The sequence below is a fragment of the Oligoflexus tunisiensis genome (assembly GCF_001748245.1).
GTDB classification, from domain to species: Bacteria; Bdellovibrionota_B; Oligoflexia; order Oligoflexales; family Oligoflexaceae; genus Oligoflexus; species Oligoflexus tunisiensis.
In genome coordinates this window covers 3,827,313-3,851,364 of the sequence record NZ_BDFO01000001.1, presented here as the reverse complement: position 1 = coordinate 3,851,364, position 24,052 = coordinate 3,827,313, and the positions used below count along the sequence as shown (strand labels likewise).

Sequence of the window (24,052 nt, the reverse complement as noted above, 5' to 3'; positions counted from 1 at the left end):
CCTGAGAAAATCCGATTGGCTTTCTACGCTCTATGTTATGTGATGCTGTTGGGCGCCGCTCTTGGCAGTCTTCTGGCTGAAGGGGATCTGTCCCTGGGCCGACAGCCCTGGCGGAATTTCTTCCACACTGTGAAAGAGATGAGCACGCCGAGTTTTGTCGACGTCTGGTTGGGCGACCAGGCCTTTGAATTTCGCAATGAAGAGGGAGAGGTCCTGAGGACCGAAAACCAGCGGCTCGTGGAACTTGAGTTTCTCCAGTCCCTGTTTCGAGCCGCCTGGCACACGTTAAGGATCGCAACCCTGGGATCCTTCCTCGGAGCAATCCTGGGCGTGGTTCCTGGATTCCTCACGGCTCGTAATATGCAGGCGCCCCGGCCCCTGGCCCTGCTGATGAAGTTAGGACTTGATCTGTCACGTTCGATTCACACCTTGGTGTTCGGGCTCATCTTTGTCGGCATCTTCGGCCTGGGATCCATGGCCGGAATCCTGGCGATAGCCGCTCACTCCCTGGGAAGCTATGGCAAGCTCTACGCTGAGGCATTGGAGGCTCTGGATATGCAGGCTATCGATGCGGTTCGTTCAGTCGGCGCCCGTCCCATGCAGGTTTTCTTTGCGGCCGTCGTGCCTGGAGTCCTGCCTCAGTATATTTCCATTAATCTCTATATCTGGGAGTTTAATGTCAGAGATTCGACCATACTGGGCCTCGTCGGGGCAGGTGGTATCGGGCTTCTTCTCTCGGAAGCCACAGCTTTGTTTCAATGGGGGCGCCTGACAACGATTCTTTTGGTTATCGTCATCATGGTGAGTTTGTTCGACAGCATCAGTCGAAAAATTCGCAAGGATCTTTTATGAAGCCAGGAGAGCGTGCGGTCATCGATCTCAAGGGCGTTTGCGTCGAAGGGCATGGGACCAGGATACTCGATAATCTTGATTTATCGGTTAAAGGAGGCGATCGGCTGTCCATCGTGGGGCCCAATGGAGCCGGCAAGTCAACCTTATTGAAGGCCATGACGGGTTTGGTCCAGCCGAGCTCAGGTGAGATTATGGTCCTGAATCACCGGGTCTCGGCTCACCAGAAAACATCAGATCTGCGAAGTTTGCGAGCGTCGGTCGCCCAGATCTTCCAAGGTTTGCATCTCGTTTCCAGACGAACCGTATGGGATAATGTCCTCATAGGACGCCTGGGGCACCATGCCTCGCCGAAGACCTGGCTCTTTCGATTCCCCGCGCGGGATCAGGACCTCGCTCGCGAGGCCCTAAGAGCGGTCGGCATGGAGCATAAACGCGATGAGCGCGTCGATCGTCTTTCGGGAGGCGAACGTCAGAAGGTGGCCATTGCCAGGGCTCTGGCTCAGGATGCCCCCCTGCTGCTGGCTGACGAACCGACATCGCATCTGGATCCCGACGCCGCAATCGAGATTGCCAAACTTCTGAGGCAGGTGGCGGATGACAATCAAAAGACGCTTGTCACAGTCGTGCATTCCCTGGACCTTCTTCCTTATTTGGCGAATAGAATAATAGGGATCAAAGCGGGGAGAATCGTGTTGAGCCAGGGGGGTCCTAACATCGAAGAAGGTGATTTGGCCCTGCTCTATGGATAAAGTTTTATGAGGCGAGGAGGTACTGCTGATGCCCGAACCCAGGATCATTTCGTTACCTGACGCCTGTTCCCGTATCGCTCTCTGTGGTGGACCCTATAGCAACTTCGCTGCCGTTGAGACTTTTTTAGCGGAAACAGCGGAGATAAGTCATCGCTTCTGTTTAGGCGACCTGGGAGGCTTTGGGCCCTATCCGGACCGGACCATTGAATTGCTTAGGCACGGGAAGGTTGCCTGCATTCAGGGTAACTATGATGAGGCTGTGGGCCATGGGATGGTTGACTGCGGCTGTGGTTATTTGGATCCGCTCGATCGGAAGTTTGCTCAATTGAGTTACGATTACACCTACTCCCATACCTCCGAGATGAATAAATCCTGGCTCAGAGAATTACCACAGCAGATGATTCTGAAATGGAGGCAGCATTCCATTCTCCTTTGTCATGGCAGTCCGGAGCAGATTAATGAATTTGTCTGGGAGTCGGAAACCGGGGATGCGAAAATCAGAGAGTGGCTGGAAGCCTACAAGGTCACAGGAATATGTGCGACTCACTCTGGAATACCGTGGATCCGATCGCTCGATGATGGATTCTGGCTGAATGTCGGTGTACTGGGGCGTCCCGCGCACGAAGGCATGCCGCGCGTTTACTATGCAACCTTGGAGTTTTCTCCTTCGGATTCCATGCCACGCCCTCAGCTTGTTCCTATGGACTATGATCCCACTGAAGTCATCGCTGCGATGCGGGGCGAAAAACTGCCGGAAGAGTTCTGTCGCTCGTTGCAGGAGGGCATTTGGACGACCTGCTCCGGGATTTTACCGGACACCGAGAGGGTCGTAAAAATTCGGCAGGCTGCTCCTGCTGAGCCTCAAACCTCTTCATCCGGCAGATTATCCGGATCAAGATGAATCAAAACATCCGCCCGCGGAAAGCGTTCCATGATCTTCGCTTCCACCGCATCCCCGAGGCGATGGGCTTCGACCAGGGGCATGTGCGCGGGGAGTTTGAGATGAAAGTCCACAAAAAGATTAGGCCCGAGGCGGCGGGTCCGCAGCCGATGAATCCCTTCCACCAATTTATCGGTGCTGAGGGCCAGCTGCAGGATTTCCTGTTGAATCTCGGGCTCGGCTTCCACGTGCATGATATGACTGAAGGTGCTGACCAGGAGGGGCCAGGCGGTTTTAAAGAGAAAGGCCGAACCCACCAGACCCAGGATGCTGTCGAGCGTTGAGCTTTCAAACCAATAGACGGTTAACACCCCGAGGGCACCGGCGCTGTTCGTATAAAAATCCGACCGATAATGCGCACGATCCGACTGGACTGTCAGCGAAACTTCGCCGGTTGTCGCCAGTTTTTTTTCATAGCGACCAAGAAACCACTGAATAACGTAACCGGACGCCGCTGAGAGCAGCATGATGCCCACCACATAGGGCATGGTCTCCGGTTCCAGCGAGGGTTCGGACCGGGAGAGCAGTTGCGAGCCGGATTGATACGCGAGCAGGCAGCCGAGGATGGTGATCAGTACGCCCTGCGCGAGACAGCTGACCACTTCAAAGCCACCGTGACCAAAGGGATGCTGATGATCCGCTTTTTCACGGGCCTTGCCATAGAAAAAATAATTGAGATAGGAAACCAGACTGTCGGTCAGGGAATCATAAAAACTCGCCAGCACGATCATCGAACCGGAGAGGTGAAAACCCAGGAGCTTAATCAGCGTCAGCCCGAGACTGATGAGAAAAGCCTGCTTCAGTGCCATGCCATGGTCCTCCCGTTTCAAAGATAGCGCAAAAGGTGTTTGACGAGTAGGCCGGAAGTGGCCACCAGCACCACGATGCGCACGAGGCCCTGGCCACGCCTGAGGACCATGCCCGCGCCGATATAATTGCCACACAAATAAAAGAAAGCGCCCGCCAGCCCGAGCGGCCAGATGACCTTTCCGTGGAAACCAAACCAGGCGATGGCTCCGACGTTCGAAGCGAGATTGAAAATCTTGGTGATGGCGTTGGCGCTGATCGTTTTCAGACCAAGGCTTTCGAAGAGGCTCAGAAAAAAGGTGCCCGTTCCGGGGCCAAAGATTCCATCATAAAACGCGACCCCGGCGATGCCGGTGCGCGCGAGCGGACGCTTCAGGGCCTGCGCGATCGGCTGCACCGGATCGATGTCCTCGGGACCGAGGGTGGCGATGCGTTTCATTCTGCGTTCATCCCAGAACCAGCGTTTCAGCATGAAGCCCATCACTGTAAAGAGCAGGACGGGCACCATGAAGTGTAGATTATCGAGGATCACCTTTTGCTGCGAAAGCCAGGCCCCCACTGCAGCACAGAGCGCCGCTCCCACGAACAATCGGACCCATTGGGCCCGCGGCAGATCCGGCAACAGTTTGGCGCGCCTGTACCGTAGCACGGCTGGCAGGGAACCCAGAGTGGAGACGCATTTATTGCAGCCGAGGAGCAGCGGGACCGGGACATTCATGGTCAGAAAGGTTGGAATGGTGATCAGACCGCCCCCGCCACCGATGGAGTCAACCAGACCGGCGATGGATGCGGCGACAAAGAGCGGCCAGGCGTGGGTGCCCAGGAATATCAGGGTGTCGGGAAAGGACAGGGAGTCGAGCGCAAGCCAATCGGGGGACATCAAGGTGCCTCTTGAGGGTGTATCAGCTGATGGTGGGGAGAATAGTGCGCGAAGCGAGGCAAGGCCAGCCTTTTCCCCAGGAGGAAGATACTTACCATAACCAGATCTTTGTCCTGGTCACGGAAAATAGGAGCGGAGGCTCCTGCGGAGCACTCCATTCCATCTGGAGAGTGAAAGAGAGCGCATAAAAGAAACGCGCTCAATAAATGGAGCGCATTCCCTGGAGGTAGTTCAATGAAGACAGTGATCTTCATCTGATGGAGAAGTCGAGAGAGCCTTATCTTCGCGACTCTTGGCTGCCGTGAAGAGCTATTACTTTTATATCAAAATAAAAGGTGTCGCGTAAAGGAGAACCTCGATTTTCGGGTCACCGCATCAGAGAACTTCGCGCCAGTCAGGGCTTAGAGCAAATGCTGCGTTAATCAAACCGACGTGACTGTATGTCTGCGGGAAATTCCCCGAATGATGGGTCGGATGACCCAGAGTCACGTGCTCCGGATAAAGTCCCTGCTGCGTGGCATAATGGGTTAATTTCTGTAGAAGATCACGTCCCCGCTCCTTTTCCCCCACGGTCGCATAGGCATGCGCCAGCCAGAAGGAACAAACCAGGAACGCATCCTGCGGCTGCCCAAAATCATCCTCACGCAGATAGCGATAAAGCAACATACCGGCATCCTCACGCAGTCCCTGCGCCCCCAGCTTGGAAGCAATGGCCTGAACGGTCGCCTTGTTGATTTCCTTATCCGGGAAATGAAGAATCGGCATCATGAGCATGGAAGCATCCAGTGTATTATCCGAAGGACTGTTATAAACCACCAGGTCATGCGTCGCGGCGCGGATGTGATCCAAGGCCTTCTGTCGAGCCTCGGCGATACGATCGAGGGTCAGTTGAGCCGCCGGCCCCAGCTGTCCAGCCTGGCGAATCTTGAGACTGCGATCCAGGCCCGCCCAGCACATCAGGTTGGTGAAGGTGTGCTCAATTTTGGTGCCGCGCAATTCCCAAAGTCCAGCATCAGGCTGGCCTATGGATTGCATACAGCGTTCCGTGAGCCAGTCCATCAGCACGTTGAGATGGGGCGAACGGAGCGAGACAAAACGCTCGTCAAAATAAATCGGTGCCAGAGTCAGGATCATCTCCCCGTACGCATCGTGCTGTTGCTGCAGAGCGGCCGCATTTCCCGTGCGAACAGGGCGTGAGTCCATATACCCAGCCCACTGCTGGTGCCATCGTTCAGGCAGGGGGAGACTTTGATCGAGGGCGTAGACCGGAGCCAGATCGTGATCAAATTGCACGATGTTGATCAGGAATTTGAAGAATCCTTCCATTTCTTCAAAGTGCCCCAGGTTATTAAAGGCACTCAAGGTAAAGAAGGTGTCCCTGAGCCAGCAGAAACGGTAGTCCCAGTTCCGTTCCTTGCCAAAGGTTTCGGGGAGACTGGTGGTCGTGGCCGCAAGGATGGCTCCGGTATCTTCATAGCAATGGAGCTTCAGCGTAATGGCCGAACGAATGACCTCCTTCTGGAAGAGCACAGGAATCGTGCAGTGCTTCACCCAGGTTTGCCAGTAGCGTTCCGTCTTCGCCAGAAAACCCTGGACCACATCCTTAAGGTCGTCTTCGAGCGGCATATCCCAGAGCAGAGCGAAATACGCGGGTTCATCCAAAAAGAAGGATTGGCCGTCGATCAGATAGGTCAAGGGAATGTTGGTCACCAAACGCAGGCTGCCTTGCGGGTGCTCATAGCGTACGTGGCTGTTGAAGCGATGCGCACGCAAAGGTTCCTTGGTCCAACCGGAAATGGGTTGGCAGCAGACGCGAATGCGCGGACGACCGCCCACAGGTTCCACCACGCGCATCAAAGTAGCCGGACGATACATGCGTCCATACTGTTCAAAACGTGGAGCAAAATCCGTAACCGTGATCTTCTGCCCATCGTCCGTGCTCAACCGCGATTCAAGAATCGCCGTGTTCGGCCGGTAAGCCTGTTCCGTGTGGACGGGACCGTCCATGCTGATCGAGAAAAATCCGCCGTCCGGATCCAGGAGCTTGCCGAAGATAGGGTCCGAGTCGGGACGTGGCATCGACAGCCATACAATACTGCTGTCGTCCTTGATGAGAGCCGAGATTTGACAGTTGCCGACGAGCGAGAAATCATACATAGTGCTACCTCTTTGAAATAGTTTTATATCAAAGTAATTCACGGAGACAAGATGAAACTCACACTCCGCTTTTTGCTCCCGGTCCTGGCTGCGTTGGCTCTTCTGGCTTACGCGCTGGTCCCGTTTGTCGAACACCTCATGGAGGTCTGGTCCGTCCGGGATCTTAACATACGGAGCATATTGATTGGCAAAACTGTTGGGCCCGATTTGCAAAGACTGCTCGTCACTCCCGACGATGTCGCTAAGAATCGTAAGAGGCTGCAGGCTGCCTTGGAAAAAGCCACCGAGGATGAGCGTCTGCTCGCGCTTCAGATCTGTGATTCGCGGCAGAAGGTATTAATGAAAACCGATAACTTCCCCGCAGGATTTGGGTGTTCCACTCTCGAAAAGGATCCCCCCTTTGAGGGAAGACATTACAATCTGCCCAGTGGTTCCATCCATGTTTCTTATGCCCTGATTGAATTGCCGGAACCGGAAGCGACGGAACCCACGGAAACACCCACGAACGGTGTCCTGACCGACGAAGAGACTGAGGCCGGCGCTCCCTTGCAGCCTCCACCGCAACCCCTTCCGCCCGAGGTCCTGGCGCGTGCGGTTGGATTTTATCCCCTGAAGCTGATGATCGTCCAGGATATGAGTTACGTCGATCGACGCAGCCGTGAAACCACTTTGTACATGGCGCTGGTTTTTCTTTCGATCGGCATCCTGGTGGCCCTGCTGGTCCTGGGTATTGCCCGCTGGAGTTTGAGCCATTGGGTGCAGAGCGTACGAAGTCTGGTCCTTGGCGTCCGCAATCCCTCCAAGGCCAAACTTGCCGTGCGGAATAATCAGGAGTTTCTGCCTATTCTTAAGGACGTGCAGGCTCTGGTGAAGGAAATGGAATCGACCCGTCTGCAGCAGGATGATTCCCGCATGACGTGGAATGCTGCGACCCTGCGCGATATTTTGAAAAAGCAGCTCTCCGGGGAACGGGTGATCGTGGCCTCCAATCGTGAACCCTATATTCATATGCGGAAAGGCGACAAGATCAAGGTGCAGAAACCGGCGAGCGGTCTGGTCACGGCGCTCGAGCCGATCCTGCGAGCCTGCTCAGGAACCTGGGTCGCCCATGGCAGCGGCAATGCTGACCGTGAGGTGGTCGATGATCATGACCGCGTGCGCGTGCCTCCCGAGAAACCCTCTTATTCCATTCGCCGCATCTGGCTGACGGACGAGGAGGAACAGGGTTATTATTTTGGTTTTGCGAACGAGGGTCTCTGGCCCCTTTGCCACATCGCGCATACCCGTCCCAAGTTTCGGAGCGAGGACTGGCATTGCTATATGAAGGCCAATCAGAAGTTTGCCCAGGCCGTCTGCGAAGAGGCGACCGACCTTTCGCCGGTGATCCTGGTGCAGGATTATCACCTGGCGCTGGCCCCGCTGCTGATTCGTTCGCAGTTGCCGCAGGCCACCATCCTCAGCTTCTGGCACATACCCTGGCCGAATGCGGAATCGTTCGGGATCTGTCCCTGGAGGAATGAAATCCTCAGCGGCCTCCTCGGAAGTTCGATCCTTGGGTTCCATACCCAGTTCCATTGCAACAACTTCATGGAATGCGTGGACCGTTACCTGGAAGCCCGCATCGACCGCGAGACCAATACCATTATTCACAAGGGCAAGGCCACCCAGATTCGGGCCTATCCCATTTCCATCGAATGGCCACCCAGGGCGTTGGAAACCACACCGCCGGCCGCTGAATGCCGTTTGCATCTGCAGCAGAAGCATGGCATCAATCCCAAATGCAAGATCGGGGTGGGCATCGACCGGCTGGATTACACCAAGGGCATCGTCGAACGCCTCCGCTCTGTGGAAAAGCTCCTTCAGAAGGATCCCCAGGCCGTCGGCAACTTCGTCTTTGTGCAGATCAGTGCGCCGAGCCGCTCCTCGATCTCGAGCTATCGCGAGTTTGCGGCCGAGGTGGATAAGGTCGTAGCGCAAATCAATGCAGACTATAGTCAAGAAGATTGGCAGCCCATTGTCTATCTGCCTGTGCACCATGAGGCGGAAGAGGTTTATCAGTATCTGCGCGCTGCGGATATCTGTCTTGTGACGTCGCTGCATGATGGGATGAACCTGGTCGCCAAGGAGTATGTGGCCGCGCACGATGATGAGCAGGGCGTTCTTATTTTGAGTACCTTTGCCGGGGCCTCGCGGGAGTTGACCGGCGCCCTGATCGTGAACCCTTATGATATTGATCAGACAGCTCAGGCCCTGGCCGTCGGCCTGCGGATGAGTCATGAAGAACAGCGTGAGCGCATGAACCTGATGCGGACCTTCATCCGGGAATTCAATGTGTATCGCTGGGCCGGCCGCATGCTGATGGATGCCAGCCGCATTCGTCTCCTGGATAAACTGCAGCACGTGCGTCTGGCTTCCCATGGTGACGAGAGCAATGACACGGATTCCTATCAATTTGGCATTTTGCCTTCCGGAGGCCCGTTACGCCTATGAAATATCTTTTTGATGAAGAAGGGCTGCGGATGCTTGATGCTTTTTGCTATGCCGACGCCCTGTTATCCTTTGATTTTGATGGCACCCTGGCCCCGATTGTCCCGGACCCCGAGGACGCCAAGGTTTCTCCGAAGACCGACGATTACATGCGGAGCCTTTATGAAAATACCGCGATCGTCGTGATCTCGGGACGCAGCCGGCCCGATCTTTTGAAGCGTCTGCCTTTCAAGGTGGACTTTGCGATCGGCAATCACGGACTCGAGGGTCTGCCGAGTTCCACGGGCAGCCTGGAGATTGCCGCAGACATGACCCGGCAGTGGTACGAGAAGCTGAAGCCTTCCCTGGCCAAGACTCCCGGGGTGGTCATTGAGAACAAAAGTTTCAGCCTGGCCATTCACTACCGGCAGGCGACCGACAAGCGGAAGATCAAACTCAAGCTGCTCGAACTGGCCAGCAGCCTGATCCCCGCGCCGCGGATCCTGCTCGGCAAGTACGTGGTCAACCTGGTGGCTTCGGGGGCGCCGCACAAGGGGGTGGCCCTCCTGGAGTTGATGCTGCGAACGGGCAAGCGGTCGGCCATCTATGTGGGCGACGATGAAAACGATGAGGACGTCTTCCGCCTGGGTGAGGAAAGCCTCCTGACCATCCGGGTCGGCGAGGATCAAGGCTCGGCCGCCTTGTACTATTTGAAAAATCAGGCCGAAATTGATAGGATGCTTCGGCACTGTTTGGATACGTACAAAAAGATAGGGCGCAAGCGCTCCCTTTAGCGCAGGAATCTGTTTATCGAATCCTTGCACCAAATTGAATTGCTGGTCCGTCTGAGCGTTGAGTTGCACAACCTGAACGCTCAGGCGCAGAGACATCACGAACTGTCCCTGGTGCAGTGGCTCGTCCTGCGCAAGATCCTCGCTTCACCGGCGATTTCCGCTTCATCCCTGGCTCTGCTCTCCGGCATCCATCCGAGTACCCTGACGCCAACCCTGCAAAGACTGGAGGGGGCCGAGTGGATTTATATGCTCGAACGCCCCAGCGACCTGAGGCAGAAGATGCTGATCGTGAGTCAGAAGGGGTTCAAGATTTGTGTCAATTTTGAAAAGACGCTGCGGACGGTTCTTAAAAATCTGGAATTCAAGGATTGCGATGACCCCATCGATGCCACGCGGGCGCTGACCGTGACGATCGCGCAAAGGCTGCAAGAAACGAAAAACCTGGGATAAAGTCCCCATTTACGTTTTGTAATACAATCTGTTTCATACTTTTCGAAGAGCATTCGAAATTCGCATTAAATGACCAAACAGCAGTTCACGATAGTGGATTCGTAATTTGACGATATTCCACTTGGAGTCCTGTTATGAAACGTACGATTAAAAGGTCCTCACTGATATTGCCCCTGGTTCTGACCGCCGCAGCCTGCGGCAAGAGCGAAAAGACCGATGATGCCGCCGTCACGGAAGGTCCTGGCGTGACCGCCTCGGATGCTTCAACCGTCTCCATCTCGGGTCAGCTGGCTCTTAATCTGGGCCTTACCGCCGATGAAATGGGAGTCCTTCAGTTTAAACTTATGGGCGGCAGTGCCACCGGTGAACCCGTCGCGATCGAAGTGGATGCGGACGGAAAATTCTCAGTCGACATCGCCAAAACCGTTGCAGCCAAGGAAGCTTTTACGGAAGAGCTGGCCAAAACTCCGGCCGAGCGTGACAATGATCGCCTTGCCAAGGCTCTTGCCGAATACTTTGGTGTACCCCTCGCGGAAGCGGAAGGCTTCCTGAGTGAACATACGGAAGAAGAAATTCAGTCTGAAATCAAAGGCTTTGCGGAAGAAATCGAGCGCACCGGGACCATGACTGTGCTGGTGGCTTATACCAAAACCGGTGACAAGGTCACCGAAGCGGAAAGCTTCCGTTTCATCGGTATGCCCACCGCTTCCGGCAATAACCTCTTTGGTATGCCCGATCAATCGCTGATCGGTAACGCCAACCTCGGTTCGATCACCGAAGGCGATGGCGACGAAGCCACGTCCGAGCTGTCCTCGGCCGATGCTTTTGATCTTCCCGCTGAAACCCAGGATACCCTGGCGGAAGCGGCCAAGGCTCTCAAGTCGCTGAAGAATGCTTATATGAATGCGGACTGGCGCGCGGAGCCCTTCTATCTGTGGAGCTTCGGCGGCGAGGCCGACAGTCTGCTGGACGCCTATGCTGATATCAGCAAGCTCACCTATCGCGGTACCGGTTTCTACATCGGCAGCCAGACCGATACGCCATTCACTTTTGAAGACATCTGCTCGGCATCACCCAAGTCCATCCAATTCGTAGCCCCTACGGCTGTCAACGTTCGTCAGTTCGATGGAACAGGTGTGTCGGTGACGACCTTCGCGAACACGGATGCCGCGGAAGCTGAGCCTCAGGATGGCAAACGCGTTTGTCAGGGTGGTGGCGTCGGTGGTTTCTATGCTCGTGAAGATGGCACTCATGATTTCATGGTGAACTTCGGCGGCGGCGGGGGGATCATGGGCGCGATTCCTTCCGGTCTTTGGAAGCTGTCCTACGACGGTACGGAAGTTGGTCGCTTTGATTTGGCTGCTGCCACACCGCTGGACGCCGATGACAAGCCCACTGTCTTTATTCCCTCGCTCAAGTTCACGACGTCAGGCACAAAGATGACCGGCGCTGTGGTCGAATTCTATCGCTGGAACGGTACGGAAATGGCCAAAATCACTGACATGACGCCGCTGAAAAAGCTGATGACGGAAACGACGATTGGCTGGGGTAATGAAAGCTATCGTTATGATGCCACCTTCAGCGAAGGCGCGGCCACCATGGAAACGACCTTTAGCGAGCCCGTGGAAAAAACCTCACTGGCGCACGGCGTCTTCTCGTACAAGATCGGTCAGGCCACCTACCGCTTTGAGTTCCGTGATTTTAACTGAGGCAGGCAGCCCTCTGGCGGCTGTGAGCCGTCTCAACTGAAAAGCGAAGCCCCCGAAAGGGGGCCCTCACCCTCGTCACCCCCCCGTTAGGGGGCTTAATCCACAAACGCCATATCCGCAAGCGGACTGCGCCCACTGGCTCCTCACCCCGTCACCCCCGTTAGGGGGCTTAATCCACAAACGCCATATCCGCAAGCGGACTGCGCCCTGATCCAGGTGCCGGTTCCTCGCGGGCACGCCAGCGCTGAAGAAGGCGTTCCTCGAAGTCACTTACCACATTGTTATAGATCACGTGCGCATCATAAGGAGATTCGTAGGGGTTGAAGTATTTGTGAACATCCCCATCCGCAAACCATTTGGTGCACATGTAATAGAAGTGGTCGGAGGTCTGCAGCTTACGCCAGGTATGAAGCAGCTCCGGATCGCCCAGGGCTTTCACCACACCCTCCAGGCGGTAGATGCGTTCCGCCGAAGCATCCTGGATGGAGTTGCCCAGCCAGGCGCTAAGATCCCGATCCACGTCGGCCCAGGAGACCGGTTGCGGGAAGGAGAGCTTGCCAATGGGCTGGTAACGGTCGATCAATTCCCGCGGCGTGGCAAAGGCAAAGTCGGGATGGGCCAGGATCCCACCCGGCAGGGAGCGCATGAAATCAAAGATTCCTGATTCCTCCCATTGGTGCTCGCCAAAGGTTTCATAATCCATGAAAAGATTGATCACTTCACCGTTGCCCGCGACCTGATGAACCCATTGGGCAAAGGTTTCCGATCGCAAAGGCCAAGCTTCCCAGGCGCGATTGGAGAAGCGGAAGGCGATATCATCGGACAGCCGGTAATTCTTCAAAAGCAGGGTCAGCTTGTGACAGGGCGCCGGCTGATACAGGAAATTCGGCGAACGCCAGCCCAGAATGCGATCCGCCCCCTCGGCGATAATCCCGCGATAACCCAAATCCTCGATCAGTTCCCCGATTTGATCCTGGAAAATCAACTCGGTATTGCGGAAGACGACGGGTTCATAATCGAAAAGCTCAAGGACCTTGGCCCGATGCATGGCGATCTGCGCGACGAAGTCCTCGGGCGAAAAGAGACTGGCCAGGGAGTGATAGTAGGTTTCGCTGAGGATCTCGACACAGCCGGTGTCGACCAGCCTTTGGAATGATTCGATGACATCCGGAGCCCAGCGTTCCATCTGTTCCAGGCACACACCGCTAATGGAAAAGGACACCCGAAAGCGTCCTTTCCAACGGTGAATCTCTTCCAGAAGCAGCTGATTCATGGGCCGGTAGCATTTGTTCGCGACCTTGTCCAGAATCGTGGCGTTGGCGTAATCATCCTCGTAGTGATGATCGGTGCCGATGCGAAAGAAATCATAATCCTTGCGTAGACGAAAGGGCTGATGGACCTGAAAGTAAAAGCATACGCTGGTCATACATGAATCACCTTTCGATAAATGGATTTCAGTTGTTCCGCCACCGTCCGCCAGGACATCCCGGAGAGAGTCTTTTTTTGATGCTCCAGCAGATTCTGATGCAGTTTTTTGTTTTCGCAGAATTCAATCATCATCTTCGCGAGTTTGTCACGATCCCAGAAATCCACCTGCATGGAGCTGGGAAGCAACTCCGAGGCTCCGGCCTGCCGGGACACGATCACCGGCACCTCGTAGCGCATGGCTTCAAACGGGGTGAGACCAAAGGGTTCGGAGACCGAGGTCATCACAAAGAGGTCGGCCATGGAATAGAGACGATCCACGGCGGCACCGCGCAGGAAGCCCGTGAAATGGAAACGGTGCGTGATACGCAGCGTGGCTGCTTCCTCGATCATGCGAGGCAGCATGTCCCCGGCTCCGCACATCACGAAGCGATAGTTGGGATGGGTTTCCAGGACCTTGGCAGCGGCCCGCAGGAAATATTCCGGGCCTTTCTGCAGCGTGACTCGACCGACGAAGATGATGAGTTTTTCCTTGAAACTTTTCTTGATGGTCAAGGGGTCGATCAGCTTGTCATGGGTAACCGCATTGTGCACGACTTCGATCTTGGCGGCATCCATGTGATATTTATCGATCAAGGTTTGCTTGGTGCGATGACTCACGGCGACGATGCGATCCGCATGTTCCATGCCGATCTTTTCGAGTTGCGCAATTTTCTGATTCGGGTGATCGCCGGTGCGGTCATATTCAGTGGCATGAATATGAGCAATCATCGGTTTGCCGGAGCGCTTTTTAGCCGCCATGGCGGCGGGAAAGGTCATCCAATCGTGCGCGTGAATCACATCAAATTCAGATTGCTCAGCCAAATGCCAGCCGACTTCGGCGAAGCGCTGGACTTCTTCAAACAGGTTGTGCGAATAGTGGCCCGACATGGTCATGATACTCGGGGCCGGCTTGCCTTCCTGAGGGATCGAGCCCTCGAAACGCCGGATCATCCGCGCATATTCCTTGTTTTCCATATAAGGGAAAAGCGCCGTCTCCACGGTCAGCACCGTGACCTGCTCCGGAAGGGGGAAATCGCTCTCGCTGCGCTTCTTCCAGACTTCCTCGGCCGACATCACATCGTAACCTTCGCGAGGCATTCCTTCCATGGCTTTGGGTAAAACAAACAGCACCTCTTCACCGCTTTCGGCCAGGTGCCGGGTCATGCCATAGCAGGCTGTGCCCAGTCCCCCACTGATAAACGGCGGAAACTCCCAACCAAACATTAGAATCCGCATAGCTCCATCCCACCATCTGTCAGAGTTTGAACCTTTGGCCTATCCGAAAGCTCCTTGTGTGCGACGTTGTCGCGTCGTCACTCAGCCTTTCTCAGCCTTCAGCTCATTCAGAATTTCAATCAGGGCCGCCATGCTCCAGGCCTGCGTCGGACATCCATCCGGTTTATACGGGTGCAGGCCATCAAAAATTTCAGAAACACCCATGATGCCTCTCTGCATTAAGTGTTCCTGCCAGAGTGCAGAAAAGTTGCGGCGTAGAAAATTCCTTGCCTTCTGGGGATCTTCGTAAATTTTCAAGACAGCTTTCATATAGGGACTGATCAGCCAGGGCCAAACCGTGCCTTGATGATAGGCAGCATCGCGTTCCTTGGGACCGCCATGGTAGAACGGTACGAAAGCCGGATCTTCCGGACTTAGCGTGCGCAGTCCATAAGGTGTAATGAGATGGCTGGTGACCACATGCAGCACCGATTCCTGCTGCTCCTTGCTCAAGGGGCAGAAATCAAGGCTCACGGCCACAATCTGATTGGGCCTGATATGACGATCGGCCGATCCATGCGGGCTGATGCAGTCGGCGAGATAGCCGGCATCCTTCAGCCAGAACTTATTGTGAAAGGCCGCCGGTGCGGATTCCAAAAGCCCAATCCAGCTCGGGAGCTTCGTGTATGAGGCAAATTCCTGCAAGAAAGCCAGCGCCGCAATCCAGAGCGCATTGACTTCGACCGGATAACCCCCGCGGGGAGTCACGGGAACACCGTCCACCGTCGCGTCCATCCAGGTGACCTGCGTTTGGGATGAGCCCGCCTGCATCAGACCATCGGGGCTGATTTTCACGAGGTGATTGCGGCCCTGGACCAGGTGGTCGATCATCTGCACGATGTCGGGCAGCACGGTGGTTAAACCTTCCCTGTCCCGGGTGGCGACCCAGTATTGTTGCAAGGCCGAAATCATCCAAAGGGTGGCATCAACGGAATTGTAGCTGGCGCTGTGCTGACCCTGACCCAGGTAGTTGGGAATCAAACCGTCCTTCGCCTGGCGCAGATAGGTGTGAACGATCGGCAGGAGGCGTTCCGGTTCGCCACGACCCAGCGTGAGCCCCGGAAGGGCGATCATCGTGTCGCGGCCCCATTCCCCGAACCAGGGATAGCCAGCGACGATGGAGGGATGACCATCCCGTCTCTGCACCATAAATTTTTCGGCTTCAAACTTCACCTGAGCCAGCGGTTCGCCATCGGCTGCGAATCGTTGATGCAGGGACTGACGCCTTTGCTCTTCCTTATTCCAAAGGTCGCGAACGTCCGTGCGGGCCGTCGGCTGAAAACCGAAGATCAGATAAAGATCCTGGTCGCCTTCCATGTGCGCTTCGTAAACGCCAGGGCAGAAGAGGTCCTCCTGATAGTCGAAACCGCGTTCCTGCTCGCGGACATACTCCACCTGCTTGACCCAGAAAGGCCCAGGATAGAACGCGACCTCGCGATCCGTACCCATAAAAAAGGCTGGTTTGTGCGGCAGCGGTTCAATCTTGTGTCCACCGGCTTCGGGGAAGGTCTTGACCTGAAACTCGCTGGTCTCGCGCTGCAGATGATGATGATTGCGATACGCGAGCAAAGGTCTCAGAGTCATTTGAACAGATTCGGTGCTCATCAGTTTGTAACGAACGATGAGGGCATCGCGATCATGAAGCAGCATGGACGCGCGCTGCAGGAGAAAGGGCCCGACCCGATAGGTGAGGACCGGATAAAGGTCATACTCGAACGTTTCAAAATGCGAGTAACCTTCGGGGTAATAGACCGAACCTGGGTGCTTGTTCGTATAAAGATCAATCGTACGGCCTCGAAGACTCAGACTCGCCTCAAGCTTAGCAAGGCAAACATGTTTTTCGTTCAGCATGCCTGCATCACTGACCAGAAGGCCATGATAGCGACGCGTGGGGCAGTCGAGGATGGTACTGCTGGAGTAGCTGCCATGACTATTGGCATCGAGCCACTCTCTTTGAAGAAGCTGTGGAAGGTCAGCGAGGGCGGCCTTGGTAATAGGGAGCATGTTGAATCTCGTTTTGCCGATGTTTTCCTGGTCGCATCTTTAGAGGAATTTCGTCAAAAATCAATAGGTAAATAATGGACGGCTGAAACCGTCCGGTAGGAAAAAATCAAAGGGTCACTTCACCAATGTCACTTTTTTTCGATCAGGATCACCTGAAAGCCGCAAGGCTCCAACGTGCAGTGAAGGGTATGGCCTTCAAGAGTCCAGGCGTGCATGCTAAACGCATCTGTTAGAGAGGATTGCCCAAGGCCGATTGGCTGCAAATCCAAAAGGATGCTTTGCGCCTGGTGGATATCGAGGTTGGCGATGACCAGAGCGTGCGGTTCGCCCGGTGTCCTGGAAAGCCGCGCGGCAGCTATGATCGCCACGTGGCCATGATCCAGAAATTCCACATTGCCCTGCTGTTGAAACACGCTGTAGTGGGTCATCAGCTCGTGCGTGCGTTGGATCAGGGGCCAAAAATCGTGCTGGGTGGCCGAGGGTGGCACAACCGGTTGGCGACCGATGAAGTTAATTTTTTCTTCTATGCCGACTTCCACGCCCTGGGTCAAACCTGTGGCGCCGATACCCAGGAGAGCGCAGAGGATATAGCGCGGCCTTGTCGCCTGAACATTGGCGAACTCTTCCGCCGGAACGCCACTGTCATGCGAATTGATCGGCGTGAACCAGGGAATGACCGGCGTTGTTTCGTGAATATAACGGAAGTAGCGGCGAAGTTCGCCTGAAAAGTGATGTTCCCAGGTGGTGGCCAGCAAAAGGTCCACGGCGTAGTGCTGCAAGATTTTCTGGGTCGCCTCGGGATGGGTGAAGAGTTCGGCCAGGATCCCGAGATCTGGATATTCGCGGCGTAGCTTATGCGTGATATGCATGGCAAAGGCCGGGTCGGTGCTATGCAAGTTATCGAGCCGGATCATTCCGCCTGTAGCGGCCGCGTAGTAGCCCCAAAAGAGGGCATAGCCTTCCATGTGCTCCCAGATCGCCCGGCGCACACGCGGGTCCGGATGCTGATAGTTGATCAGGGCCAGGTCATCCCATTTATGGAAACCGTCGTGGCCGTGGAAACCATTCCGTTTGAGTCCATCCGGTTCGGTGGCATCGGGATATATCCAGTGAGGGCAGCGCTGCGCCAGCTCACTGTCAATGGCCACATGATTGAGCACGAGATCCAAACAAAGGCCCAGACCGAGGCGCTGCGCTTCCTCGACGAACTCTTCAAAAATTTCCATGCTGGAAGGGTCGGTGCCCTCGGGCAGGAAATCCGGTTCGAGGGTAAAAAGGTCGGCCGCTGCATAGGGACTTTGTGAACCACCCTGTTTGGTGACAGGCAGCAGATGCACCATATTAAAGCCGAGTTCAGCGGCTCTTTGCAGTACAGTTTTCCACTGATGCATCGGTCCGCTGGCGGTGGGAATGAGGGTGTAGAGACGCAGGCTTTGCAAGGGACGCGGGAAAACCAGCAGCTGCCAGAGTTCACCGCGCAGCCAGTACCACTGCTGACCGTCCATAGTATATTGAAGAGTGAAGAAAAAAGTTCCCGCCTTTTCCGTGGGGCATTGGATCTGGAAGACGCCAGGTCCGGCGGCGCGCATATCAACTTCGCAGAACTCGCCCGAGGCACTGAGGTTCGAATAAAGTCGCGCCGCCGGAGCTGTGGGCTTTTCCTTGAAGTGGAGCTCAATCTGCAAGGCCTCGCCCTGTTTCAGCCGCACGCGGCCGCATCTTCCTCCTTTGACCATCATCAAAACCTGTGATTCCTTGCCGATCCGGAATCCATTCTCAGGAAGCTGTCCTCTTCGATCAATTCTCGCATGCATGTTGGTTTCCTCGAACCCCTTTGCTAGAGTAGGGGGCGTGTTGCTGATCGCCTTGCACATAAATTCCGACCTGAAGAGGCCCACCATGCGTGACATCATCGATGTGATACTGGATCATCCGTCCTACACCGAGAAAGTGGCGGCATTTCAGATCACCTTTCGCAAAAGTCTTGAGCACAACTTTGGCTCCGTCCTGGAAAATTCCACGCCGCGCGAACAGCTGCTCGGACTATGCCACACCGTAAGGCAGCTCCTCATGAATCGCTGGATTGCGACCCAGGGCACTTACACTCGGAGTAACAGCAAAAGGCTTTATTATCTCTCCATGGAATACCTTTTAGGGCGATTGGTCAAGAATGCTCTGGTAAATCTTGACCTTCTGGGTGTCGGTCGAGAGGCCATGCAAGGGCTGGGCCTGGATCTTGACGCTATTGCTGAGCTTGAAGTCGATCCTGGGCTGGGGAACGGCGGCCTTGGGCGCCTGGCCGCCTGCTATATGGATTCGCTCAGCACCTTGAATCTGCCCGCCTATGGATATGGGATCCGCTTTGAGTTTGGGATGTTCCGTCAGGTGATCGATCACGGCGCGCAAAAGGAGGTGCCGGATCCCTGGCTGCGCTTTGGCACTCCCATGGAGATCGAAAAGAATATTCATGCCTATGAAATAGGCTTCGGCGGCAGCAGTGAATTTCACGAGAATGTCCAAGGGCATGTTTTTGCGGACTGGCAACCGGAATACAAAGTGTTAGCCGTTCCCCATGACCTGCCCGTCCCGGGTTACGGGACGATGAACGTCAACAGTCTGCGACTTTGGGCAGCCAAGGCCAACGAGGAATTCCATTTTGGAATCTTCGATTCCGGTGACTATGTCGGTGCGGTGATGGACAAGGTGCAGAGCGAGGTGCTGTCGAAGGTTCTTTACCCGAACGACGCGAACGAGCTCGGCAAACTCCTGCGGCTCAAGCAACAGTATTTTCTGGTGGCGGCATCTCTGCAGGATATCCTGCGGCGCTTCAAGAATAGCAATGCGTCCATCACGGATCTGCCGAACAAGGTCGTGATTCAGCTGAACGACACGCACCCGACACTGGCCATTCCGGAATTGATGCGGCTCCTGATCGATGGCGAGAGTTTGTCCTGGGAGGAGGCTTATGCCATTACCCATCAGACCATAGCCTTCACCAACCACACGGTCATGCCGGAAGCCCTGGAATGCTGGCCCGGTCCCATGTTCCGCCAGACCCTGCCGCGGCACTTCCAGATCATCGAGGAAATGAACCGACGCTTCATGCGCATGGTCAAGGAACGGCCGATCTATGATCAGAGCTTCATGGATCGAGTGGCCATCCTCGGTCGCGGTCCCCAGCAGGAGGTGCGGATGGCGAACCTGGCCGTGGCGACCAGTTTCTCCGTCAATGGGGTCGCGGCCCTGCATACGAATCTGCTCAAGGAAAAGGTCTTTCCCGAGTTTTATAAACTGTTTCCCCAGAAGTTCCACAACAAGACCAATGGCATCTGTCCCCGGCGCTGGCTGCGACTTGCCAATCCGGAATTGAGCACGCTCATTACGGAGAGCCTGGGGCATGAGAACTGGGTCACGGATCTGGAGCAGCTGCGTGGTCTTGAGCGTTTTGTGGAGGATTCGTCCTTCCTCGACCGTCTGGCGCTCATCAAGCGTCACAACAAGGAAGGGCTGGCCCAGCTGATTCATCAGGAACTTGGTGAAAAAGTGGATCCCGACAGCATGTATGATGTGCTGGTGAAAAGGATACATGAATACAAGCGCCAGCTCTTGAAAGTTTTGCACTGCCTCCATCTCTATCATGAGCTGCGCCTGAACTATGACAAGCAGCAGCAGCCGCGTACGGTGGTTTTCGCGGGCAAGGCGGCTCCCGGATATAAGATGGCCAAACTGATTATTCAGTTCATCCATGCGGTGGCGGCCATGGTGAATCGCGATCCTTTAACCCGCGATCGGCTCAAGGTCGTGTTCCTGCCCAACTACAATGTGTCCCTGGCCGAGCGCATTATCCCGGCGGCGAACCTGTCCGAACAGATTTCGACCGCGGGCACAGAAGCCTCGGGAACCGGCAATATGAAGTTCTGTTTGAATGGAGCGCTGATCCTCGGAACGCTGGATGGAGCGAATATTGAAATCCGCGATCATGTCGGCGAGGAGAATATTTTCATCTTTGGCAACACGGTGGATCAGTTGCGAACGTTGCAGGCGCATGGCTATCGGGCTCAGGATTATTATCATAAGCATGATAATATACGCCGCATCCTGGACGAGGTCCGCCGCGGCTTCTTCTTCCGCAGTGACCGCGAACGCTTTAAACCGATTTGGGATACCCTCATGAGCTGGGGGGACCATTACTATCACCTTGCGGATTTTCCGGACTATGTTCGCTGCAATGAGGAAGTGGATCGGGTCTTCGCCGATCCGCGGGCCTGGCAGCAGAAGTCTCTTCTGAACATTGCCCGCATTGGCTGGTTCTCCTCGGACCGGGCGGTGCAGGAGTATACGCGGGACGTCTGGCATCTGCATCCCTGTCCTCTGGATCAGGCAGGGGATGGGGAGGAGCGTTTCGGCTTTTAGGCTTCCAGGTCAGCCCCCCCGCCGCGTTGCGACCCCAGGAGACTCCGCATCCTGGGCGTCATAGCGGCATTCCCCAATGCATCCTGCGAATAAGTGTTTGAATCGGGCTATATTTCCTGGAAGACTGGAAAAAGGTCCAATCCCAGTCCGCGTGTCGTCCTTCCCTGAAATGGAAGGGTGGAGCGCGGTTTATGGCGTCGGGCTGACGTTTTCTTGTGCGAATGTACTTTACAAGAAAACGACCGGCTTTTAAGGTGTCGTCGATACATCCCTAAGCCTTGGGCTAACTGTTTGATAGGAAGGATATCATCGTGCGAATTGGATTCTGGAAAGGGGTAACCCTTGGAGCTCTCCTTATCACGCCTCATGTTGAAGGAAAACCGGCGATGAGCGTAGCGAAGAAAGATGCGGATTATCAGTGGCTGGAGGAGGTGGAAGGCAAGGAGGCTTTGGATTGGGTTCGCAAGCAGAATACTCGTACTCTTGACAAACTGCATGCTCATAAGGACTCTAAGACCTTTAAAGCCCAGGCTCTGGAAATTCTGGAAGCCAAGGATAAGATTCCTGATGGTCGCATTCAGGGCGAGTTTGTCTATAACTTTTGGCAGGACGCAGAGCACGTCCGCGGCATCCTGCGCCGCACACCCTGGGAAGCCTACAAGGACAATAAACCACAGTGGGAAGTCCTGCTGGACGTGGATGCCCTGGCCAAACAGGAGGGCAAGAGCTACGTCTTCGGCGGTGCGGACTGTCTGCGCCCCAAGTTTGAGCGTTGCCTCGTCGTCCTCTCGGAAGGCGGCAGCGATGCGGCTCAGGTTCGTGAATTTGATCTGACCAAAAAAGCCTTCGTCAAGGACGGCTTCCAATTGCCAGCCAGCAAATCCCGAGTGGAATGGCTGGATATGAATACCGTGTTGCTGGCCGATGCGCTGGAAGGCACACCCAAAACCGATTCCGGTTATCCCATGCAGGTGAAGATCTGGAAACGCGGCACTCCCCTGAGCGCGGCGACCAAGGTTTTTGAAGGACAGAAGGCCGATGTTTCGGTCAGCTCGCTCGTGCTGCATGACGGCAAGGATGATCATGTGCTGATGGTGCGTGCCGATACGTTCTTCACCGCGGAAGTCTCGGTCTATCAGGACGGCAAGATCATTCGCCTGCCTCTTCCCACCGATGTCGACGTGAAAGGCATTTTCAACGGACAGCTTCTGTTTGCCAACCGTTCGAAGCTGGCCGGATTCGGTCCTGGTTCGCTTCTGACCGCGCCGCTGGCGGAACTCCTGAAGGGCAAAACCCCGATCTCGCTGGTCTATGGACCCACGGCGACTCAGGCTCTTGATGGTGTGGCTGTCGGCAAGGATTACGTTTACGTCGCGCTGCTCGACAACGTGCGGAACAAGGTGCTGCGCTTCACCCTGGACAAGAACAAGTGGGCTTCCCAGGAATTGCCTCTGGATGACAAGGGCACCATCCATTTCCGTTCCGTGGATGAAGACAGCAATCGCCTCCTGATCAGCTATGAAGACTTCCTGAATCCCACCAGTCTTTATGCGATGGACGGCAGCACGCTGAAAAAACAACTCGTGATGCAACTTCCCGCGCGCTTCAATGCGGCCGGTCTGGAAATTCGTCAGGAATTCGCTACCAGCACGGACGGTGTGAAAATCCCTTATTTCCTGGTGCATCGCAAGGGTCTGGCCATGAATGGGAAGAATCCCACCTTGCTTTATGCCTATGGTGGATTTGAAGTGGCCATGCAGCCCTCGTATCTGACCGTGGCCGGCAAGCTGTGGCTGGAACGTGGCGGTGTTTATGTGCTGGCGAATATTCGCGGCGGCGGTGAATTCGGACCGACCTGGCATCAGGCGGCTCTGAAGGAAAATCGTCAGAAGGCCTTTGATGACTTTGTTGCGGTGGCTAAAAGTATCATCGCTGAGAAGGTGACGGCACCGCAGCATCTCGGTATTCAGGGCGGCAGCAACGGTGGGCTCCTCATGGGCGCGACCTTTACCCAGCATCCCGAACTGTTCAATGCCGTGGTGTGTCAGGTGCCCCTTCTGGATATGCTGCGCTTCCATACGCTGCTCGCCGGCGCCAGCTGGATGGCGGAATATGGCAATCCTGATGATCCCAAGCAGGCGGCTTATATCGCGAAGTATTCGCCGTTCCAGAATCTGCGGTCGGATAAGAAATATCCTGAAGTCTTCTTTATGACTTCGACCAAGGACGACCGTGTGCATCCGGGTCACGCCCGGAAAATGGCGGCACGCATGGCTGATATGGATAAGCCTTTCCTCTATTACGAAAATATCGAAGGCGGACACAGCGCGAGCGCCAACCTGCAGCAGCTGGCGGAACGTCAGGCTTTGAGCTTCATCTATCTGTGGGATAAACTCGGTCCCGCTCCCGCGACCGGGAAATCCGCAGCGATTCCTTGAACTCTCTCTCCACGCATCCTCCCGGCGGGACCCCGGTCCCGCCTTTTTCAAAATTCCTATTCAAAGTCCCACCAACCATGCGACAGTCAATTCATCATTGGCTTGTGTACAATACTCCCGTTATTCAACATGCACGAGATGAGGTTCAAGATGGCAGCGTATGATTTAAGCATCAACGGCCAGACGAAGCGCGTGGAAGCCGATGCTGACATGCCTTTGCTGTGGGCGGTGCGTGACCTTGTGGGGCTCACGGGGACCAAGTACGGTTGCGGCCTGGCGCAATGCGGAGCCTGCACCATTCTTATGGACGGCGTCCCGATTCGCAGCTGTGTGACTACGGTCAGCGCGGCGACAGGTCGTCAGCTGACCACCATTGAAGGTCTGGAAGGCAAGGTCGGAACAGCCATTAAAAGCGCCTGGCAGGATCTGAGCGTTCCCCAGTGCGGCTATTGTCAATCGGGACAGATTCTGGCCGCGACCGCGCTCCTGACGCAAAAACCGCAGCCGACCGATCAGGATATCGACACCGCGATGGCTGGCAACATCTGCCGCTGCGGGACCTATGCCGATATCCGTCGGGCCATTCATAAGGCCGCGGACTTGGTCAAACGCAGCTGAGGTCTTCACCCTATCACGCATCATGAGGAGAGA

17 protein-coding genes are annotated in these 24,052 nt (G+C 55.4%); 10 read left to right on the top strand and 7 right to left on the bottom strand.

Annotated features, from left to right (window positions below; all coding sequences use genetic code 11):
- Positions 1-15: 15 nt before the first annotated feature.
- From phnE to OLTU_RS16065, 3 genes are read left to right on the top strand one after another with little or no spacing between them, the layout of a single operon-like run.
- Positions 16-852: a phosphonate ABC transporter, permease protein PhnE gene (gene phnE, locus OLTU_RS16075; protein WP_218110069.1), complete on the top strand. Its 837-nt coding sequence runs from the start codon at positions 16-18 to the stop codon at positions 850-852.
- Complete coding sequence (locus tag OLTU_RS16070) at positions 849-1,601, top strand: phosphonate ABC transporter ATP-binding protein (protein WP_176736673.1); 753 nt, start codon at positions 849-851, stop codon at positions 1,599-1,601. Before phnE ends, OLTU_RS16070 begins: the two co-directional genes overlap by 4 nt.
- A 28-nt stretch (positions 1,602-1,629) precedes the next feature.
- On the top strand, positions 1,630-2,502 hold the full coding sequence (locus OLTU_RS16065) for a metallophosphoesterase family protein (protein ID WP_141733784.1): 873 nt from the start codon (positions 1,630-1,632) through the stop codon (positions 2,500-2,502).
- On the opposite strand, the gene OLTU_RS16060 is transcribed toward OLTU_RS16065, so the two are convergent.
- From OLTU_RS16060 to OLTU_RS16050, 3 genes are all read right to left on the bottom strand, one after another.
- Entirely contained in the window at positions 2,463-3,350 is an 888-nt protein-coding gene (locus OLTU_RS16060; RefSeq protein WP_141733783.1) for a cation diffusion facilitator family transporter, read from the bottom strand. The genes OLTU_RS16065 and OLTU_RS16060 overlap by 40 nt on opposite strands.
- 17 nt (positions 3,351-3,367) lie before the next feature.
- The gene (locus OLTU_RS16055; RefSeq protein ID WP_141733782.1) at positions 3,368-4,228 is read right to left on the bottom strand and encodes a TSUP family transporter; all 861 of its coding nucleotides are present in this window, start codon (positions 4,226-4,228) and stop codon (positions 3,368-3,370) included.
- A 375-nt stretch (positions 4,229-4,603) separates the two neighbouring features.
- Positions 4,604-6,385, bottom strand: coding sequence for a glycoside hydrolase family 15 protein (locus tag OLTU_RS16050; protein WP_141733781.1), 1,782 nt, complete (start codon positions 6,383-6,385; stop codon positions 4,604-4,606).
- Between the two features lie 51 nt (positions 6,386-6,436).
- Between OLTU_RS16050 and OLTU_RS16045 the strand changes: the two genes are divergently transcribed.
- The 4 genes from OLTU_RS16045 (at position 6,437) to OLTU_RS16030 (ending at position 11,804) form a co-directional block, all read left to right on the top strand.
- Positions 6,437-8,875 (top strand): alpha,alpha-trehalose-phosphate synthase (UDP-forming), encoded by a 2,439-nt coding sequence (locus OLTU_RS16045; RefSeq protein ID WP_141733780.1) that lies wholly within the window; start codon positions 6,437-6,439, stop codon positions 8,873-8,875.
- Between the two features lie 29 nt (positions 8,876-8,904).
- Positions 8,905-9,645 carry a trehalose-phosphatase gene (otsB, locus tag OLTU_RS16040; protein ID WP_218110068.1) on the top strand — a complete coding sequence of 247 codons (741 nt, stop codon included), beginning with the start codon at positions 8,905-8,907 and terminating at the stop codon, positions 9,643-9,645.
- A gap of 24 nt (positions 9,646-9,669) precedes the next feature.
- Positions 9,670-10,095: a MarR family transcriptional regulator gene (locus OLTU_RS16035; protein ID WP_218110067.1), complete on the top strand. Its 426-nt coding sequence runs from the start codon at positions 9,670-9,672 to the stop codon at positions 10,093-10,095.
- Positions 10,096-10,229: 134 nt separating this feature from the next.
- The gene (locus OLTU_RS16030; protein WP_141733777.1) at positions 10,230-11,804 is read left to right on the top strand and encodes a hypothetical protein; all 1,575 of its coding nucleotides are present in this window, start codon (positions 10,230-10,232) and stop codon (positions 11,802-11,804) included.
- A 169-nt stretch (positions 11,805-11,973) separates the two neighbouring features.
- Here the strand turns inward: OLTU_RS16030 and OLTU_RS16025 are convergent, their stop codons facing one another.
- The 4 genes from OLTU_RS16025 to OLTU_RS16010 all read right to left on the bottom strand — a co-directional run bounded on the left by OLTU_RS16025 (position 11,974) and on the right by OLTU_RS16010 (position 18,364).
- Entirely contained in the window at positions 11,974-13,230 is a 1,257-nt protein-coding gene (locus tag OLTU_RS16025) for a glycoside hydrolase family 57 protein (protein WP_141733776.1), read from the bottom strand.
- Positions 13,227-14,507 carry a glycosyltransferase family 4 protein gene (locus OLTU_RS16020; protein WP_141733775.1) on the bottom strand — a complete coding sequence of 427 codons (1,281 nt, stop codon included), beginning with the start codon at positions 14,505-14,507 and terminating at the stop codon, positions 13,227-13,229. The genes OLTU_RS16025 and OLTU_RS16020 overlap by 4 nt, the downstream gene beginning before the upstream one ends.
- A gap of 81 nt (positions 14,508-14,588) precedes the next feature.
- A complete protein-coding gene (locus OLTU_RS16015; protein ID WP_141733774.1) occupies positions 14,589-16,550 on the bottom strand; it encodes an amylo-alpha-1,6-glucosidase in 1,962 nt (653 codons plus the stop codon).
- 128 nt (positions 16,551-16,678) lie between these two features.
- Positions 16,679-18,364, bottom strand: a complete 1,686-nt coding sequence (locus tag OLTU_RS16010; protein ID WP_176736671.1) for an alpha-amylase family protein — start codon at positions 18,362-18,364, stop codon at positions 16,679-16,681.
- 85 nt (positions 18,365-18,449) lie between these two features.
- On the opposite strand from OLTU_RS16010, the gene OLTU_RS16005 reads away from it, so the two are divergent.
- The 3 genes from OLTU_RS16005 to OLTU_RS15995 all read left to right on the top strand — a co-directional run bounded on the left by OLTU_RS16005 (position 18,450) and on the right by OLTU_RS15995 (position 24,019).
- Positions 18,450-20,963 carry a glycogen/starch/alpha-glucan phosphorylase gene (locus OLTU_RS16005; protein WP_176736670.1) on the top strand — a complete coding sequence of 838 codons (2,514 nt, stop codon included), beginning with the start codon at positions 18,450-18,452 and terminating at the stop codon, positions 20,961-20,963.
- Between the two features lie 386 nt (positions 20,964-21,349).
- Positions 21,350-23,401, top strand: a complete 2,052-nt coding sequence (locus tag OLTU_RS16000) for a prolyl oligopeptidase family serine peptidase (protein ID WP_141733771.1) — start codon at positions 21,350-21,352, stop codon at positions 23,399-23,401.
- 150 nt (positions 23,402-23,551) lie between these two features.
- Positions 23,552-24,019 carry a (2Fe-2S)-binding protein gene (locus tag OLTU_RS15995; protein ID WP_141733770.1) on the top strand — a complete coding sequence of 156 codons (468 nt, stop codon included), beginning with the start codon at positions 23,552-23,554 and terminating at the stop codon, positions 24,017-24,019.
- The last annotated feature ends 33 nt before the right edge of the window (positions 24,020-24,052 follow it).

Bases quoted from the DNA above. Each gene is read 5' to 3' on its own strand.
- OLTU_RS16070 (WP_176736673.1), top strand. From the start codon at position 849: ATGAAGCCAGGAGAGCGTGCGGTCATCGATCTCAAGGGCGTTTGCGTC.
- OLTU_RS16065 (WP_141733784.1), top strand. From the start codon at position 1,630: ATGCCCGAACCCAGGATCATTTCGTTACCTGACGCCTGTTCCCGTATC.
- OLTU_RS16060 (WP_141733783.1), bottom strand. From the start codon at position 3,350: ATGGCACTGAAGCAGGCTTTTCTCATCAGTCTCGGGCTGACGCTGATT.
- OLTU_RS16055 (WP_141733782.1), bottom strand. From the start codon at position 4,228: ATGTCCCCCGATTGGCTTGCGCTCGACTCCCTGTCCTTTCCCGACACC.
- OLTU_RS16050 (WP_141733781.1), bottom strand. From the start codon at position 6,385: ATGTATGATTTCTCGCTCGTCGGCAACTGTCAAATCTCGGCTCTCATC.
- OLTU_RS16045 (WP_141733780.1), top strand. From the start codon at position 6,437: ATGAAACTCACACTCCGCTTTTTGCTCCCGGTCCTGGCTGCGTTGGCT.
- otsB (WP_218110068.1), top strand. From the start codon at position 8,905: ATGCTTGATGCTTTTTGCTATGCCGACGCCCTGTTATCCTTTGATTTT.
- OLTU_RS16030 (WP_141733777.1), top strand. From the start codon at position 10,230: ATGAAACGTACGATTAAAAGGTCCTCACTGATATTGCCCCTGGTTCTG.
- OLTU_RS16025 (WP_141733776.1), bottom strand. From the start codon at position 13,230: ATGACCAGCGTATGCTTTTACTTTCAGGTCCATCAGCCCTTTCGTCTA.
- OLTU_RS16020 (WP_141733775.1), bottom strand. From the start codon at position 14,507: ATGCGGATTCTAATGTTTGGTTGGGAGTTTCCGCCGTTTATCAGTGGG.
- OLTU_RS16015 (WP_141733774.1), bottom strand. From the start codon at position 16,550: ATGCTCCCTATTACCAAGGCCGCCCTCGCTGACCTTCCACAGCTTCTT.
- OLTU_RS16010 (WP_176736671.1), bottom strand. From the start codon at position 18,364: ATGCATGCGAGAATTGATCGAAGAGGACAGCTTCCTGAGAATGGATTC.
- OLTU_RS16005 (WP_176736670.1), top strand. From the start codon at position 18,450: ATGCGTGACATCATCGATGTGATACTGGATCATCCGTCCTACACCGAG.
- OLTU_RS16000 (WP_141733771.1), top strand. From the start codon at position 21,350: ATGAGCGTAGCGAAGAAAGATGCGGATTATCAGTGGCTGGAGGAGGTG.
- OLTU_RS15995 (WP_141733770.1), top strand. From the start codon at position 23,552: ATGGCAGCGTATGATTTAAGCATCAACGGCCAGACGAAGCGCGTGGAA.